This window comes from Leclercia sp. LTM14 (assembly GCF_023736175.1).
Taxonomy (GTDB): Bacteria; Pseudomonadota; Gammaproteobacteria; order Enterobacterales; family Enterobacteriaceae; genus Enterobacter; species Enterobacter barmai.
In genome coordinates this window covers 312,469-329,784 of the sequence record NZ_JAIKTT010000001.1, presented here as the reverse complement: position 1 = coordinate 329,784, position 17,316 = coordinate 312,469, and the positions used below count along the sequence as shown (strand labels likewise).

The 17,316-nt window shown below is 58.9% G+C and carries 14 protein-coding genes and 1 pseudogene; 14 read left to right on the top strand and 1 reads right to left on the bottom strand.

Annotation, left to right across the window (positions count from 1 at the left end; all coding sequences use genetic code 11):
* The first annotated feature begins 104 nt into the window (after positions 1-104).
* The 4 genes from motA to cheW are packed head-to-tail and all read left to right on the top strand — an operon-like array spanning position 105 to position 4,475.
* Positions 105-992 carry a flagellar motor stator protein MotA gene (gene motA / locus K5I40_RS01560; RefSeq protein ID WP_039030856.1) on the top strand — a complete coding sequence of 296 codons (888 nt, stop codon included), beginning with the start codon at positions 105-107 and terminating at the stop codon, positions 990-992.
* Positions 989-1,918, top strand: coding sequence for a flagellar motor protein MotB (motB, locus tag K5I40_RS01555; RefSeq protein WP_039030855.1), 930 nt, complete (start codon positions 989-991; stop codon positions 1,916-1,918). Before motA ends, motB begins: the two co-directional genes overlap by 4 nt.
* Positions 1,919-1,922: 4 nt before the next feature.
* Positions 1,923-3,950 (top strand): chemotaxis protein CheA, encoded by a 2,028-nt coding sequence (cheA, locus tag K5I40_RS01550; protein WP_223073844.1) that lies wholly within the window; start codon positions 1,923-1,925, stop codon positions 3,948-3,950.
* Between the two features lie 21 nt (positions 3,951-3,971).
* Entirely contained in the window at positions 3,972-4,475 is a 504-nt protein-coding gene (gene cheW, locus K5I40_RS01545; protein ID WP_032611989.1) for a chemotaxis protein CheW, read from the top strand.
* 200 nt (positions 4,476-4,675) lie between these two features.
* Here cheW and K5I40_RS01540 read toward each other — a convergent pair whose 3' ends face one another.
* The gene (locus tag K5I40_RS01540) at positions 4,676-5,935 is read right to left on the bottom strand and encodes a dicarboxylate/amino acid:cation symporter (RefSeq protein ID WP_223073845.1); all 1,260 of its coding nucleotides are present in this window, start codon (positions 5,933-5,935) and stop codon (positions 4,676-4,678) included.
* Between the two features lie 447 nt (positions 5,936-6,382).
* On the opposite strand from K5I40_RS01540, the gene K5I40_RS01535 reads away from it, so the two are divergent.
* The 10 genes and pseudogenes from K5I40_RS01535 to cheY all read left to right on the top strand — a co-directional run bounded on the left by K5I40_RS01535 (position 6,383) and on the right by cheY (position 17,315).
* Entirely contained in the window at positions 6,383-6,934 is a 552-nt protein-coding gene (locus K5I40_RS01535) for a spore coat protein U domain-containing protein (protein ID WP_231568148.1), read from the top strand.
* A 45-nt stretch (positions 6,935-6,979) separates the two neighbouring features.
* The gene (locus K5I40_RS01530; protein ID WP_039030852.1) at positions 6,980-7,498 is read left to right on the top strand and encodes a spore coat U domain-containing protein; all 519 of its coding nucleotides are present in this window, start codon (positions 6,980-6,982) and stop codon (positions 7,496-7,498) included.
* 14 nt (positions 7,499-7,512) lie between these two features.
* A pseudogene (locus tag K5I40_RS01525) lies at positions 7,513-8,270 on the top strand (molecular chaperone).
* Positions 8,246-10,630, top strand: coding sequence for a fimbria/pilus outer membrane usher protein (locus tag K5I40_RS01520; RefSeq protein WP_223073846.1), 2,385 nt, complete (start codon positions 8,246-8,248; stop codon positions 10,628-10,630). The pseudogene K5I40_RS01525 and the gene K5I40_RS01520 overlap by 25 nt, the downstream one beginning before the upstream one ends.
* The gene (locus K5I40_RS01515) at positions 10,627-11,592 is read left to right on the top strand and encodes a spore coat U domain-containing protein (RefSeq protein WP_223073847.1); all 966 of its coding nucleotides are present in this window, start codon (positions 10,627-10,629) and stop codon (positions 11,590-11,592) included. The genes K5I40_RS01520 and K5I40_RS01515 overlap by 4 nt, the downstream gene beginning before the upstream one ends.
* Positions 11,593-11,675: 83 nt before the next feature.
* Positions 11,676-13,331: a methyl-accepting chemotaxis protein II gene (gene tar, locus K5I40_RS01510; RefSeq protein ID WP_223073848.1), complete on the top strand. Its 1,656-nt coding sequence runs from the start codon at positions 11,676-11,678 to the stop codon at positions 13,329-13,331.
* 44 nt (positions 13,332-13,375) lie between these two features.
* A complete protein-coding gene (tap, locus tag K5I40_RS01505) occupies positions 13,376-14,977 on the top strand; it encodes a methyl-accepting chemotaxis protein IV (RefSeq protein ID WP_223073849.1) in 1,602 nt (533 codons plus the stop codon).
* A 19-nt stretch (positions 14,978-14,996) separates the two neighbouring features.
* On the top strand, positions 14,997-15,863 hold the full coding sequence (gene cheR, locus K5I40_RS01500; RefSeq protein ID WP_039030846.1) for a protein-glutamate O-methyltransferase CheR: 867 nt from the start codon (positions 14,997-14,999) through the stop codon (positions 15,861-15,863).
* Complete coding sequence (locus K5I40_RS01495; protein ID WP_039030845.1) at positions 15,860-16,909, top strand: chemotaxis response regulator protein-glutamate methylesterase; 1,050 nt, start codon at positions 15,860-15,862, stop codon at positions 16,907-16,909. The genes cheR and K5I40_RS01495 overlap by 4 nt, the downstream gene beginning before the upstream one ends.
* A 16-nt stretch (positions 16,910-16,925) precedes the next feature.
* Positions 16,926-17,315 (top strand): chemotaxis response regulator CheY, encoded by a 390-nt coding sequence (gene cheY, locus K5I40_RS01490; protein WP_039030844.1) that lies wholly within the window; start codon positions 16,926-16,928, stop codon positions 17,313-17,315.
* Position 17,316: the final 1 nt, after the last annotated feature.

Below are 17,316 nucleotides of genomic sequence, written 5' to 3'. Positions count from 1 at the left end.
TTCCAGCAGCGGTAAGAGATTACCGCTGCTTTTTTTTGCCCCGCGGGTGGGTAAACCCCCGAACTCTGTCTCCTGGCTAAAGTCACTAGCGGAAGGATGATGTCGTGCTTATCGTATTAGGTTACCTGGTAGTTCTCGGTACAGTTTTCGGCGGTTACATGATGACCGGCGGGCACCTTGGGGCACTCTATCAACCGGCCGAACTGATTATTATCGGTGGTGCAGGGGTGGGGGCGTTTATCGTTGGCAACAACGGCAAGGCGATCAAGGGAACGTTAAAAGCGTTGCCGTTACTGTTCCGTCGTTCGAAATACACCAAAAGTATGTATATGGACCTGCTGGCGCTGCTCTATCGCCTGATGGCCAAGTCGCGTCAACAGGGGATGTTCTCCCTCGAACGCGATATTGAAAATCCGAAAGAGAGCGAGATCTTCGCCAGCTACCCGCGCATTATCGCCGATAAGATGATGCTCGAGTTTATCGTCGACTATCTGCGTCTGATCATCAGCGGCAACATGAACACCTTCGAAATCGAAGCGTTGATGGATGAAGAGATCGAGACTCACGAGAGCGAAGCCGAAGTCCCGGCCAACAGCCTGGCGATGGTGGGCGACTCCCTGCCGGCGTTCGGTATCGTGGCGGCGGTCATGGGGGTAGTACACGCCCTGGCCTCGGCGGATCGTCCGGCGGCAGAGCTGGGGGCACTTATCGCCCACGCGATGGTGGGAACCTTCCTCGGGATCCTGCTGGCGTACGGTTTTATCTCTCCGCTGGCCAGCGTATTACGCCAGAAGAGCGCCGAAACCACCAAAATGATGCAGTGCGTGAAGATCACGCTGCTCTCTAACCTCAACGGTTATGCCCCGCCGATCGCGGTCGAGTTTGGTCGTAAAACCCTCTATTCCAGCGAGCGTCCGTCGTTCATCGAACTCGAAGAACACGTGCGCGCGGTGAAGAACCCAAACCAGCAGACGAGCACTGAGGACGCATGAAAAACCAGTCCCATCCCATCGTCATAGTCAAAAAGCGCAAGCATAAAGGGCACGGGGGCCATCACGGTGGCTCCTGGAAAATCGCCTACGCGGACTTTATGACCGCGATGATGGCGTTCTTCCTGGTGATGTGGCTGATCTCTATCTCCAGCCCGAAAGAGCTGATTCAGATCGCAGAATATTTCCGTACCCCGCTGGCCACGGCGGTCTCGGGTGGTCCGCGCATCTCCAACAGCGACAGTCCGATCCCGGGCGGTGGAGATGATTACACGCAGAAGCAGGGCGAAGTGAAGCGCGAGCCGAACATCGACGAGCTGAAAAGACGCATGGAGCAGAGCCGCCTGAAAAAAGTGCGTGGCGACCTGGATCAGCTGATCGAGGCAGATCCGAAACTGCGCGCCCTGCGTCCACACCTGAAGATCGATTTAGTCCAGGAAGGTCTGCGCATTCAGATTATCGACAGCCAGAACCGTCCGATGTTTAAAACCGGCAGCGCCGAGGTGGAGCCTTACATGCGCGACATCCTGCGTGCGATTGCGCCGGTGCTGAACGGGATCCCGAACCGAATCAGCCTTTCCGGTCACACCGATGACTTCCCTTACGCCAGTGGGGAAAAAGGGTACAGCAACTGGGAGCTCTCGGCTGATCGTGCCAACGCATCCCGTCGTGAGCTGGTGATCGGCGGGCTGGACGATGGCAAAGTGCTGCGGGTCGTCGGCATGGCGGCAACCATGCGCATGACCGACCGCGGGCCGGAAGATGCCATCAACCGTCGTATTAGTCTCTTAGTGCTCAACCAGCAGGCGGAGCAGGCCATCCTGCATGAAAACGCCGAAAGCCAGAATGAGTCACTGGATGATTTAAAACAGCCAGGCCCTGAGCCTTCGGCTGCCGTTCCAACATCGCCACCAGCCAATCCGAGGTGATAGCGTGAGCATGGATATTAGCGATTTTTACCAGACGTTTTTTGATGAAGCCGACGAACTGTTGGCGGATATGGAGCAACATCTGCTGGATCTGGTGCCTGAGGCGCCGGATTCAGAGCAGCTTAACGCCATATTTCGTGCAGCTCACTCCATTAAAGGGGGCGCCGGTACGTTTGGCTTTACCATTTTGCAGGAGACCACCCATCTGATGGAGAACCTGCTTGATGAAGCCCGACGCGGTGAGATGCAGCTCAATACCGACATTATTAACCTGTTTTTGGAAACGAAAGACATTATGCAGGAACAGCTCGATGCCTATAAAAGCTCGGAAGAGCCGGACGCTGCCAGCTTTGAATACATCTGCAACGCGCTGCGTCAGTTAGCGCTGGAAGCCAAAGGCGAAACGGCAGCCGTTGCCGTCAGCCCGGCAAAACTGAGCGTTGTGGATGCTGCCCCGGTGGCCGCACCTGCCGCTGACGACCGCCTGCGGGTGGTGCTGTCCGGTCTGAAAGAGAGCGAAGTTAACCTTCTGGAAGAAGAGCTGAGCAATCTCGCCACCCTGAGCAACGTGGTGAAAGGCAAAGACACGCTGGCGGCTAACCTCGACGGCGGCATCAGCAAAGATGACGTGGTCGCGGTGCTCTGTTTTGTCATTGAACCTGAGCAGATCGACTTTGAAACCGTGACCGATGCCCCGGTGGCCGAGTCGATGGAAGAGGCTGAAGTGGTGGCTGCTCCTGCGGTACCGGCTGTTGCACCTGCCGCGCCGGCGCTGAAAGCCGTGCCGGGCGAATCCGCCGCGCCAAACCGTAGCGAGCGCGAAAAGCCGGCCGCACGTTCCAGCGAATCGACCAGTATCCGCGTGGCCGTTGAAAAGGTGGATCAGCTGATCAACCTGGTGGGCGAACTGGTGATCACCCAGTCGATGCTGGCCCAGCGTTCTAACGAGCTGGACCCGGTCAACCATGGAGATCTGATCACCAGCATGGGCCAGCTGCAGCGCAACGCCCGCGACCTGCAGGAATCGGTGATGTCCATCCGTATGATGCCGATGGAGTACGTCTTCAGCCGCTTCCCGCGTCTGGTGCGCGACCTCGCCGGTAAGCTCAACAAGCAGATTGAACTGACCCTGATGGGTAGCTCCACCGAGCTGGATAAGAGCCTGATCGAGCGCATTATCGACCCGTTAACGCACCTGGTGCGTAACAGCCTTGACCATGGGATCGAACTGCCGGAGAACCGTGTAGCGGCAGGGAAATCCCCGGTCGGCAACCTGATCCTCTCTGCGGAACACCAGGGCGGTAACATCTGCATCGAAGTGACCGATGACGGCGCGGGCCTCAACCGCGAGCGCATCCTGGCAAAAGCGATTTCCCAGGGGATGGCGGTCAGCGAAAACATGACCGATGAAGAAGTGGGCATGCTGATCTTCGCTCCGGGCTTCTCCACCGCGGAGCAGGTGACGGACGTCTCCGGGCGCGGCGTGGGTATGGACGTGGTGAAACGTAACATCCAGGAGATGGGCGGCCACGTTGAGATCAAATCGAAGCAGGGTTCAGGTACTACCATTCGCATTCTGCTTCCGCTGACGCTGGCGATCCTCGACGGGATGTCGGTAAAAGTGGCGGACGAAGTGTTTATCCTGCCGCTGAATGCGGTGATGGAATCACTCCAGCCGCGTGAAGAAGATCTGCATCCGCTGGCAGGCGGTGAGCGCGTGCTGGAAGTGCGTGGCGAATACCTGCCGCTGGTCGAACTGTGGAAAGTGTTTGACGTGGACGGTGCCAAAACCGAAGCCACGCAGGGAATTGTGGTCATTCTGCAAAGCGCAGGCCGCCGCTATGCGCTGCTGGTCGATCAGCTGATTGGCCAGCATCAGGTGGTGGTGAAGAACCTTGAGAGCAACTACCGCAAAGTACCTGGCATTTCAGCCGCCACCATCCTCGGCGATGGTAGTGTGGCGCTGATCGTCGATGTTTCGGCGCTTCAGGGATTAAATCGTGAACAACGTATGGCGCACACAGCCGCCTGATTCAGTTAAGAAGGTAAAAAAATGACCGGTATGAGTAATGTAACCAAGCTGGCCGGCGAGCCATCAGGGCAGGAATTCCTGGTTTTCACCTTAGGTGACGAAGAATACGGTATCGATATTCTGAAGGTGCAGGAGATCCGCGGCTATGATCAGGTGACCCGCATCGCCAACACGCCCGATTTCATTAAAGGCGTGACCAACCTGCGTGGCGTTATCGTGCCCATCGTCGACCTGCGCGTGAAGTTCAGCCAGGGCGACGTCGAGTATGATGACAACACGGTGGTGATCGTGCTCAACCTCGGCCAGCGTGTGGTCGGGATCGTAGTTGACGGCGTGTCCGACGTGCTCTCCCTCACCGCCGAGCAGATCCGCCCGGCGCCGGAGTTTGCCGTTACCCTGTCCACGGAATACCTGACAGGTCTGGGTGCGCTCGGGGATCGGATGCTGATTCTGGTGAATATCGAGAAGCTGCTGAACAGCGATGAGATGGCGCTGCTGGATGTGGCGGCGAGTCACGTTGCCTAGGTAAACGCAAAACAGCAACGCAGTCTGTAGGCCGGGTAAGGCGTAGCCGCCACCCGGCTTTTTTATTGCACGGCGTAGCCTTCTGCATCAACGTCCGGCGGCGCGACGCTTGCCGGGCCTACGGATTGTGCATGTTGTGGGTTTTGTAGGCCGGGTAAGGCGCAGCCGCCACCCGGCTTTTTTATTGCACCACCGAACCATCAAACTTCCTGCTCAACGAGCCCTACCTCTTCCTCCAGCAACCCCTCATTCTGCGCCAGCATCGCCGTCGCCACGCCGTTCCCCAGCACGTTAATCGCTGAACGCCCCATATCCAGGAAGTGATCGATCCCCATCAACAGCAGGATCCCCGCCACCGGAATATGGAAGCTCGGGATCGTCGCCGCCAGCACCACCAGCGCCGAGCGCGGTACCCCGGCAATCCCTTTTGACGCCAGCATCAGGGTTAACATCAGCACGGTGATTTCTGAGAAAGTCAGGTGAATATTGTAGGCCTGGGCGATAAACATCGAAGCAAACGAGCAGTAAACCATCGACCCGACGAGGTTAAACGAATAGCCAATCGGCAGCACAAACGAAACGATATTGCGCGAGCAGCCAAAGCGGGTCAGCTGCTCCAGCGTTTTCGGGTAGGCCGCTTCAGAGCTGCTGGTGGTGAAGGCCACCAGCACCGGATCTTTCAGCATGCTCACCAGACGGAAAATCTCGTTTTTCAGCACCATATAACCCACCGCCAGCAGCACCAGGCAGGTGAGAACGATCGCCAGATAATAGCCGCCGATAAACGAGGCATAATTCAGCAAAATCCCTAGCCCCTGGGTGGCAATCACCGAGGAGATGGCGGCAAAGATCGCCAGCGGCGCAACGTACATCACGTAGCCGGTCACTTTGAGCATGATGTGAGAAACCACGTCCAGCGCGGCCACCAGCGGGGCGTTGAATTTCTCGCCGAGCGAAGCGCCAGCAATGCCAAAGAACATCGAGAACACCACAATCTGCAGGATCTCGTTATTGGCCATCGCCCCGGCAATGCTGGTGGGAATGGTATGGGAAAGAAAACCTTTCAGGGTCATGCCGCCGGTGGCAAGCCCGGTCTCTACGGTACCGGCTGGGATCGCCAGGTTCAGGCCGCTGCCCGGATGGAGCAGAGTGACAATAAACAGACCGACCAGGATGGAGAGCACTGACGAGCTGATAAACCAGACCATCGCTTTACCGCCCACGCGGCCAATGGTGGCGGTCTCGCCCAGACGCATAATCCCCACCGTCAGGGTGCTGAACACCAGCGGGGCGATCACCATTTTGATCAGTCGTAAAAAGATGTCAGTCAGTAACGTAATGTTGTCTGACCAGGCCGCGATTACATCCGCTGATGCATACTCATGAATCATTGCGCCGGACAAAATGCCCGCCAGCATAAAGATCACGATAAAGACCGTGAGTCTGTTTGCACTTGCCACCAAAATTACCCCGATTTTAATAAGTTAAAATGAATTTGCTGATTTCTCTCTTTTTATTATTCAGCGCGTGAATATATCCGTTAGCTAAATTGAAGTAATTTCCGGGCTATTTCAATAATTTTTTAATATTTATAAGTTTTGTTGCTAACTTTGATGGCGATATATTGTGATGAAGATCACATTTTAAGCAATATATCTTCCCGTTTTGCTTAGATATACGGAGAAGTAATTTCTTACTCAATTGTTTTAATTAGTAAATTTATGTCAATACGGTAAAAGTATGAGAGGGGCCGTGAAAAGTGGTTGAGCAACGAACCATAAACTAAATTTCACAATAACCACCCGGACAGCAGCATGATGGGTGCTAACAGTCTGAGCGTTATCAGAAAACGGTGATAACCCCATGTGACATGTTCCGGAGGGCAACAAATGAATAAACAACTCCTGATGCTGTTAGGCGGCGGTCTTCTGGCAGTGGCGTCCGGCAATACCCAGGCCGTCACCAGCAGCGGCACCATTGGCGCAACCTTAACGTTGACCAACGGCTGCCTGATTAACGGCTCGCCGACTCAGGATGGCATTAACTTCGGTACCCTTGATTTTGGTACCCATCCGGCCACCTTTTCCACGCTGACCACCCAGCTCACCGGGGCCAGCGGCGGGAACACCTTCACGATCCAGTGCACCACCGCCAGCTACACCGTCGCCATCACCGGCAACACCAACTCCACGGCGCCCGGCACCGTGGTCGGCACGCCTGGCACCCCCGCGCGCTATCTGGTGAATACGGCGAATACCGGGCAGGGCGTGGCCTACAGCCTGTTCAGCGACGGTGGGTTTAACAACGTCATCGCCAACAACGCGCCGCTGCCGGTAACTTCCACCGCCGGAGGCGTCGACAGCTACACCCTGTACGGGCGCATCACCGGCGGGGGCAACAGCGTCACCGTGGTGCCCGGCACCTACACCGACACCATCAACGTCAGCGTCACCTATTAGCGTCAGCACGTTTTAACGAGCGTGAACTGAATAACGCTCCGCTATATGGGAGAGGGCAACGTGCGCGCTTTTTTTATCCTGAGCATGATGCTGCTTGCAGCGGGAAACGGCCATGCGGTGACGACGCAATCCTTTCAGGTGAGCGCCACTATCACCCCCGGCTGTTCAGTCGCAGCAGGCAGCGGTGGCCTGCTGGGCACCCTCGATTTTGGTACCCATAGCGGGGTGGAGCGGGGGCAGGTCAACACCAGCTTTGTGCCGAACGGATCGCTGACCATCGCCTGTACCCCCGGGGTGGCGCTGAGCATGAGCATTGACGGCGGGCAGCACTACACCTCGGTGCGCAACATGCAGCGGGCCGGGGCGACAAACCAGGTGCCGTATCGCCTTTACAGCAGCAGTTCACTGGCGGCCAACAGTGAGATCGGCGTGAATCAGGCGGTGTCTGTGGCCTACACCAACAGCAACAACATTGCGCTACCGCTTTTTGGTGTGGCGCTTCTGACCGGCTTCAGCCCGGCCGGAAATTATTCCGATCAACTCACCGTGACCTTGTCATGGTGATAGGGAGAAGGACGATGAAGGCAATTCCAGGATACCGCACGCTGTGCCTGCTGATGGCGCTGGGTGCCACACTCAACACCGCCCACGGGGCGGCAACCATTCTGCTGTGGCCTATCGACCCCTGGCTCTCCGCCGATACCAAAGCGACGGAGCTGTGGGTGCAGAACCAGGGCAACAGCGCCACCACCATGCAGGTGAGGATCGTGCGCTGGCGGCAGGAAAACGGTCTTGAACGCTATACCGCCCAGCAGGAGGTGGTCGCCAGCCCGCCGATCGTGACCATCGCGAAGGGCAGCAAACAGTTAATCCGTCTTATCAAACAGAGCAACGTCCCGGCCGGGTGGAGCAGGCCTACCGCATCATCGTGGACGAGATCCCCCAGCCGCAGGATAACCAGACCCCGCAGATGGGGCTGAAGCTGCAGATGCGCTACTCCATTCCGCTGTTTGTCTACGGCCAGGGCATTGCCACCATCAAGGACGGGGCGCACCACGCCCTGGTCGAGACGCGGGATCTGAACTGGCGGGTGGTCCGCGACGACGGCAAACCGGCCCTGCAGGTACGCAATCAGGGCAATGTGCACGTCCGGCTGAGCCAGGTCACGCTACAACAAGGGAGCCAGAAGCGCACGCTTGCCGACGGCCTGCTGGGGTATGTGCTGCCGGGCAGCACGCGCAGCTGGCCGCTGCCGTCCGGGATCGACCAGCCGGGCCAGATGCGCGCGCAGATTAATGCCAGGGATACCGAATGGCAGTCGGCCCCCGTCAACTGAAGCCGTCGATGCTTATCCTGCTCTGCGTCAGTTCAGCAAGCTGGGCCGATCCCGGTGACGACATGTTGCCTCCGCCGCCTGTGCCACAGTCGGTGAATGACGAGGCGGTCTTCCAGCTGGCGCTGATCCTCAACCACTACGACACCGGGCTGGTGGTGCCCGTCACCCGGCGTCAGGATGAGTATCTGGTCTCCAGCGCCGATTTGCGCCGCGCCGGACTGCCCCCCGAACACGTCCCGCCGGGGGAGGTGAACGTCAGCCGTCTTGAGGGGGTGCGCACCGAGTACGACAGCACCGGTCAACGGCTGCTGCTCAGCGTGCCCCGGGAGTGGATCGGCGCGCGCGTTACCCCCTTCAGCGGCCAGATGGCCCGCAGCACGCCCCACTTTGGCAAAGGGGCGCTGCTTAACTACGACTTCTACACTAACCACACCGAACACAGCGGCGGCCAGGCCTCCCTGTGGCACGAGTTTCGCTATTTTGACAACCGGGGATCGTTATCCTCCACCGGTTACGTACGGGAAAATCTCTCCGGCGACAGCGGGCAGCAGGAGGGGTATGTCCGCTACGACACCACCCTGATGTTCACCGACGAAGAGGATGCCACCACCTGGACCGCCGGGGATGTGATCAGCGACGCCCTGAGCTGGAGCAGCAGCGTACGCATGGGCGGGATCAGCTACGGGCGGGACTTCTCCCTGCGCCCGGATCTGGTCACCTGGCCGCTGCCGGAGTTTTCCGGCGAAGCGGCGGTGCCGACCTCGGTGGATCTGTTCGTCAACGGCTATCGGGCGGGCTCCACCCGCCTGCAGCCCGGGCCGTTCACCCTCACCAATCTGCCTTACATCAACGGTGCCGGGGATGCGGTGCTGGTCACCACCGATGCGCTGGGTCGCCAGGTGAGCACCACGCTGCCGTTCTACGTCACCAGCGATCTGCTGCGCCAGGGGCTCAGCGACGGGGCCGTAACCCTGGGCAGCCTGCGGCGTAATTACGGCATTAAAAATTTTGACTACGGCCCGGCGGCGGGCAGCGGCTCCTATCGCTACGGCCTCACCGACTGGCTGACCCTGGAAGGCCACGCCGAAGGGGCAGAGGAGCTGGCCCTCGGCGGAGCCGGAACCATCGTTAAGCTCGGACGCTTCGGGGTGGTGAACAGCGCCTGGACCCAGAGCAAAATGCGCGGCGATACCGGGGGGCAGATCAACTGGGGCTACCAGTACAGCACCAACGCCTTCAGCATTGCCACCCAGCACAGCCGCCGGGATCGCGGCTTCGGCAACCTGGCGCTTTACGATCAGCCCACCGTCTACGATGAACACGACCAGCCCATCGCCAGCCTGAGCCGTAATACCGATCAGTATTCGCTCACCCTGAATATGGGCGATTACGGCAATATCGGGGCGGCCTGGATCGGAGTGCAGAGTTTTGACGACCAGAAAACCGAGCTGCTGAACCTCTCCTGGAGCCGGAACCTGTGGGGTAGCAGCAGTATTTATCTCGCCGCCAGCCGGGATCGGCAGCAGGGCGACTGGACCGTGGCCCTGTCGCTGCAGATCCCCCTTGGCGAGCGCGACAGCGCCGCCGTCACCTTTGAAAACACTCCGGATGCCGGCAGCACCCAGCGCCTCAACTACAACCACTCAATGCCCACCGACGGAGGCTTCAGCTGGAATATGGCCTGGGCGCGCCAGTCGCAGGCCAGCAATTATCAGCAGGCGACGCTGGGGTGGCGTAACAACAATATTGAACTCCAGGGTGGTGGCTACGGCGAGCGCGACATGATGACATGGTGGGGCGAGGCGATGGGCTCGCTGGTGCTGATGGACGGGGAACTCTTTGCCGCCAATAAAATCAACGACGCCTTTGTGGTGGTCAGCACTGATGGGCAGCCGGACGTGCCGGTCAGCTATGAAAACCAGCCGGTGGGCAAAACCAACCGCAACGGCTATCTGCTGATCAGCGGCGTATCGGCCTACTACCCGGCAAGTTACAGCATCAATACCCTCAACTTACCCGCCGACACCCGCCTGAAAGAGACCGAACGGCGCATCGCCCTGCGGCGCAACAGCGGCTATCTGGTTGACTTCCCGATGGAGCAGGAGCGGGTCGCCAGCGTGATCCTCCACGATGGCGCAGGGGAGGCGATTCCCCTGGGCAGCCAGGTGCGGCGTCAGGGGAGGGAGCCGGTGGTGGTGGGCTACGACGGGCTCGCCTGGCTGGAAGATCTGGCGGACGTTAACGCTCTTGAGATCAGCACCCCGGAAGGAAAACGCTGCCACGTGACCCTGACGCTGACCGCCAATCCGGAGCATAAGCTGCAAACCTACGGACCGCTGACCTGCCGGGTGGAGCCATGAAACGCCTGCTGCTGGTGCTGCTCCTGCTGATGTTCTCTGCCGCCAGCTGGGGGGCGTGCCGGGTCAGCACCGTCAACGCCAGCTTTGGCAGCGTGACGTCGTTTGCCCTCAGCGGCAGTAATGAAGTAGCTACCACCGGCACGCTGGTGGTGAGCTGCGACAGGGTGCTCAATTTGCTGACCAGTGATTCGGTGACCCTGAACTTCACCGGGGCCACCATTGCCGCCAACAACCGGGCGACGATGAAGCGCACCGATAACGCCGCCATTACCGACGTGATCCCCACCCGGCTCTGCGGCCTGGCCGGGTGTGCCACCAGCAGCGAAGTGCAGATTGGCAAGGCCTACACCTGGAGCGGCTCGACGCTGTTAAACCTGCTCGGTTCAGCGCAGTACAATATTCCGCTCTATTTCCGCACCGTCGCCGGACAAAACGTCAGCGCCGGGCCCTATCAGGTGACCCTCAACTTCAGCGTCAGCTATAACGTCTGCTCCGTTGGCGTGCTGGGGCTCTGTACCACCCCGCAAACCGGTACCGCCCTGACCAGCCTCACCCTCAATATGACCGTCACCAACGACTGCAGCGCGATGACCACCCCGAACGTCAACTTCAACAGCGCGCCGCTGGTGCAGAACTTTCCCACCGTCTCGCAGGCGATCTCCGTCACCTGCACCAAGGGCAGCGTCTACACCATCGGGATCAATAACGGCGCCAACGCCAGTAACAACGTGCGCCGGATGGCCAGCGGCAACAACCGCATGAGCTATGAGATCTACAAAGAAGCCACCGCCAACCGCTGGGGCAGCAGCGGCAGCGAACGCTGGTCCAGCGGTGCCTCCTCGCAGGTCAGCGCCGACGGCCTGTTACGCAGCTATAACTACACCGCCCGTGTCCTCCCCAACCAGACAACCCCTCCCGCTGGCAACTACAGCGATACCCTCGTGGTCGACGTCGCGTTCTGACCCGCGCTTTTCCCTTTCGCAAATGTAAAGTTCCTGTCAGTTGTGCCGATAACACCGAGAACAAATCTATGAGAAGGTGTTGTATGTTGAACCGTATGCGCGTTGTCACCATGCTGATGTTAGTGCTGGCTGTGTTCGCTTTGCTGCAGCTCGTTTCCGGCAGTCTGTTTTTCTCTTCTATTAAGGCCAACCAGGACAGTTTTGCGGTCTCTAACGAGTTCCGGGTTCAACAAAGTGAAATCACCTCTACCTGGGATTACCTGCTACAAACGCGCATCAACCTGAGCCGCGCCTCCGCGCGCATGGTTTCCGACCCTTCGCATCAGCAAACGGAGCTGATGAACAGCGCCCGCACGACGCTTGCCGAAGCGGACAAACACTTCAAAGCTTATAGCGCCATCGCGCCACAGCCTTCGATGGAGCAGGTGAGACAGACCATCAATGACAAATACCGGGACTATGCCGCGGCGCTGACGGAGCTGATCCAGTTCCTTGATAGCGGCAATATGGACGCCTACTTCGCCCAGGCAACGCAGTCAAAACAGAACGCGCTGGGTACCGCCCTGCGTGAATACGTCGCCGCGTCCGACGCGCGTAACCAGGAGGCGTTCAATGCCAGCGTGAAGGATTACACCTTCGCCAAATGGCAAATGGGGATCCTCGCTCTGGCGCTGGTCGTCGTGCTGGTGGGCGTCTGGTACGGCATTCGTCATACCCTGCTGAACCCGTTAAACCGCGTCATCGACCATATCCGTCACATTGCCAGCGGCGATCTGACCCATACCCTGACCATCGCCGGGCGCAGCGAAATCACCCAGCTGGCGGTCAGCGTTGACCATATGCAACGCTCGCTCAGCGAGACGGTGGCCAACGTGCGCCAGGGTTCCGATGCTATCTATACCGGCACCAGCGAAATCGCCATGGGCAACAACGATCTCTCCTCCCGCACCGAGCAGCAGGCGTCGGCGCTGGAAGAGACCGCGGCCAGCATGGAGCAGTTAACCGCTACCGTGAAGCAGAATGCGGACAACGCCCGTCAGGCGTCACAGCTGGCGAACAGTGCCTCGGAAACCGCCCAGCGCGGCGGCAAGGTGGTGGACGGCGTGGTGAAAACCATGCACGACATCGCCGGCAGCTCGAAGAAGATCGCCGACATCATCAGCGTCATCGACGGCATCGCCTTCCAGACCAATATCCTGGCGCTGAACGCGGCGGTCGAAGCGGCGCGCGCCGGTGAACAGGGCCGTGGCTTTGCGGTAGTGGCCGGTGAAGTGCGTAACCTCGCCAGCCGCAGCGCCAACGCGGCGAAAGAGATCAAAGCCCTGATTGAAGACTCTGTCGCACGCGTCGACACCGGCTCGGTGCTGGTGGAGAGCGCGGGCGAAACCATGAATGACATCGTGAATGCCGTTACCCGCGTAACGGACATCATGGGTGAAATCGCCTCTGCGTCGGATGAGCAGAGTCGGGGTATCGACCAGGTCGCCCTGGCAGTATCGGAAATGGATCGCGTCACACAACAAAACGCCTCGCTGGTTCAGGAGTCCGCCGCCGCGGCGGCACAGCTGGAAGAGCAGGCAAGCCGTCTGAGGATGGCCGTCTCGGCGTTTCGTCTTACCTCTGAACAAACAAAAACGGTTTCCTCGCGCGTCAGCCAGCAACCGGCCGCGCCGGTTAATGCACCGGCTTACGCACGCGCAGTGGCAACCGGAAAAGATGAGAACTGGGAAACATTTTGATCGTACGTTAAATCGCGGCTGCTGGCCGCTAAATGGGAGCGTGGATGTTAAATCGTATTCGTATCTCGACCACCCTGTTTTTGATTTTGATTCTGTGCGGGGTGTTGCAGGTTGGCAGTAATGGCTTGTCGTTCTGGGCTTTTCGCGATGGTTATCAGAATTTGCAGGAGATGGAGAGCAGCAATCAACAGCGCGCGCTGCTTACCCAGAGCCGGGCAGTATTGCTGCAGGCCAGTACGGCACTGAATAAAGCGGGCACCTTAACCGCGCTGAGCTATCCGCCCGATGACATCAAGGGGCTGATGACCACCGCGCGCAGCAGCCTGAAGCAGGCGGGCGAGCTCTATAAGACGTTTAACCAACAGGCGGCGATAAGTGCTAAAGACGCCGAGCTGAAAAAGGCCATGCAGGGTGCCTTCAGCCAGTGGTATGGCGATCTGGAGCACCAGGCCACCTGGCTTGAGAACAACCAGCTGTCCGATTTTCTGACCGCGCCGGTGCAGGAGTCGCAGGCGGCGTTTGACGCCAGCACTGACGCCTGGCAGCAGGAGATGAACGGCTTTGTGCAGATGGCGAGCAACGACAGCCGCAACAGCTACCACATGTCCGGGGTGATTTTCGCCACCATGATTGTGCTGGCGGCGTTACTGACCAGCGCCGCGCTGCTCTGGTCGCGCAAGATGATTGTCCAGCCGCTGGCGATCATCAGCAGCCATTTCGACAGCATAGCGAAAGGCGATCTGGCGCGGCCGGTGGCGGTGTACGGCAAAAACGAAATTTCGGCCATTTTCGCCAGCCTGAAAACGATGCAGGGCTCGCTGCGTGAGACGGTATCCGAGGTGCGTCAGGGCAGCTACGCCATGCACACCGGGATCTCCGAAATTGCCGAAGGCAATAACGATCTCTCTTCGCGTACCGAGCAGCAGGCGGCGTCCCTGGCGCAAACGGCGGCCAGCATGGAGCAGTTGACCGCCACCGTCGGCCAGAACGCCGACAACGCCCGTCAGGCGTCCGGCCTGGCGAAGAGCGCGGCGCAGACGGCGAAGAAGGGGGGCGAACAGGCTTCCCGGGTGGCGAACACCATGAATGAGATCGCCACCAGTTCGCAAAAAATTGGCGACATTATTAGCGTTATCGACGGCATCGCGTTCCAGACCAACATCCTGGCGCTGAACGCCGCCGTCGAAGCCGCCCGTGCGGGCGAACAGGGGCGTGGCTTTGCGGTGGTAGCCGGTGAGGTACGTAACCTGGCGAGCCGCAGCGCCAACGCGGCGAAAGAGATTAAGGTGCTGATTGAAGAGTCGGTGTCGCGCGTCCAGCAGGGCTCTGAACTGGTGGATACCGCGGCGAAAACCATGACCGAGATCGTCAGTTCGGTCACCCAGGTGAACGACATCATGGGCGAAATCGCCTCAGCATCCGATGAACAGCGCCGCGGCATTGAGCAGGTGGCGCTGGCGGTAAGCCAGATGGATCAGGTGACCCAGCAGAACGCCGCGCTGGTAGAAGAGGCCGCGGCGGCCACCGACCAGTTAGCCGGCCAGGCGGATCATCTCACCTCGCTGGTGGCTGTTTTTAATGTGAATGAACGTGTTGAAGCAGTAACAGAAGTCGGACGGTCGCAGACCGTGCCAGTCGGATCCTGAAAGTGATTAAGAAGGCGCTATGACATCACCACTGCCCTCAGGGCAATCGTCATTATTGTTACAGATGACACAGCGCCTTGCGCTGTCCGATGCGCATTTCCGTCGGATATGTCAGTTAATCTACCAGCGTGCGGGGATTGTGCTTGCCGATCACAAGCGGGACATGGTCTACAACCGTCTTGTGCGTCGCCTGCGAACGCTCGAACTGGATGATTTTGGCCGCTATCTGGGGATGCTGGAAGCCAACCCGAACAGCGCGGAGTGGCAGGCGTTTATCAACTCCCTGACCACCAACCTGACCGCCTTTTTCCGCGAAGCGCATCACTTCCCGGTGCTGGCGGAGCATGCGCGCCGTCGCAGCGGTGAGTACCGCGTCTGGAGCGCGGCGGCGTCGACCGGGGAGGAGCCTTACTCGCTCGCCATTACCCTGGCCGACACCCTTGGCACCGCGCCGGGCCGCTGGAAGGTGATCGCCAGCGATATCGATACCGAAGTGCTGCAAAAAGCGCAGAGCGGGATCTACCGCCAGGAAGAGCTGAAGACGCTGTCACCCCAGCAGCTTCAGCGCTACTTCATGCGCGGTACCGGTCCGCACGAAGGGCTGGTGCGGGTGCGCAGTGAGCTGGCGAATGCGGTGGAGTTCTCCATGCTCAACCTGCTGGAGAAGCAGTACAACGTGGCGGGGCCGTTTGACGCCATTTTCTGTCGTAACGTGATGATTTATTTTGACAAAACGACGCAGCAGGAGATCCTGCGCCGCTTTGTTCCGTTGCTCAAACCTGACGGTTTACTGTTTGCCGGGCACTCGGAGAACTTCAGCAATCTTGTGCGCGAGTTTAGCCTGCGTGGCCAGACGGTATATGCGCTGAGTAAGGATAAAGCATGAGTAAAATCAGGGTCTTGTCAGTTGATGATTCGGCGTTAATGCGCCAGATCATGACCGAGATTATCAACAGCCACAGCGACATGGAAATGGTGGCGACGGCCCCCGATCCGCTGGTAGCCCGGGATTTAATCAAAAAATATAACCCCGACGTGCTGACACTGGATGTCGAAATGCCGCGCATGGACGGCATCGATTTTCTGGAGAAGTTAATGCGTCTGCGCCCGATGCCGGTGGTGATGGTCTCTTCGCTGACCGGCAAAGGGTCCGAAATCACCCTGCGGGCGCTGGAGCTGGGGGCGGTGGATTTTGTCACCAAACCGCAGCTCGGCATTCGTGAGGGGATGCTGGCGTACAGCGAGATGATCGCGGAGAAGATCCGTACCGCGGCCCGCGCCCGGGTTGCCACGCACAAGCCGCTGGCAACGCCGACCACGCTGAAAGCCGGCCCGCTGCTGAGCTCGGAAAAATTGCTGGTTATCGGTGCCTCTACCGGGGGAACAGAGGCAATTCGCCATGTACTCCAGCCATTGCCGCTCTCAAGCCCCGGTATTCTGATTACTCAGCATATGCCGCCAGGCTTTACCCGTTCGTTCGCGGAACGTCTGAACAAGCTGTGTCAGATCAGCGTGAAAGAGGCGGAAGACGGCGAGCGCGTTCTGCCGGGGCATGCCTATATCGCTCCGGGCGACAAGCATATGGAGCTGACGCGCAGCGGCGCAAATTATCAAATCAAAATTCATGACGGGCCGCCGGTTAACCGGCACCGTCCGTCGGTGGATGTGCTGTTTCATTCGGTGGCGAAACACGCGGGGCGCAACGCCGTTGGGGTGATCCTGACGGGGATGGGCAACGACGGAGCCGCCGGAATGCTGGCGATGCACCAGGCTGGCGCCTGGACCATTGCCCAGAATGAAGCAAGTTGTGTGGTGTTCGGCATGCCGCGCGAGGCCATCAATATGGGTGGCGTCAGCGAAGTGGTCGATCTCAGTCAGGTTAGTCAGCAAATGCTGGCGAAAATCAGTGCCGGACAGGCAATACGTATTTAACGAGGAGTGTAGTTTTATGGCGGACAAAGAGCTCAAGTTTTTGGTTGTGGATGACTTTTCCACCATGCGTCGCATTGTGCGCAACCTGCTGAAAGAGCTGGGTTTTAACAACGTTGAAGAAGCAGAAGACGGCGTTGATGCGCTGAACAAACTGAACGCTGGCGGCTTTGGTTTTGTCATTTCCGACTGGAACATGCCGAACATGGACGGTCTGGAACTGCTCAAAACCATTCGTGCAAATGGCGCCATGGCCTCTCTGCCTGTGCTGATGGTGACCGCCGAAGCGAAGAAAGAGAACATCATTGCTGCGGCACAGGCTGGCGCAAGCGGGTATGTGGTGAAGCCATTCACCGCTGCAACTTTGGAAGAAAAACTCGGTAAGATCTTCGAGAAACTCGGCATGTGAG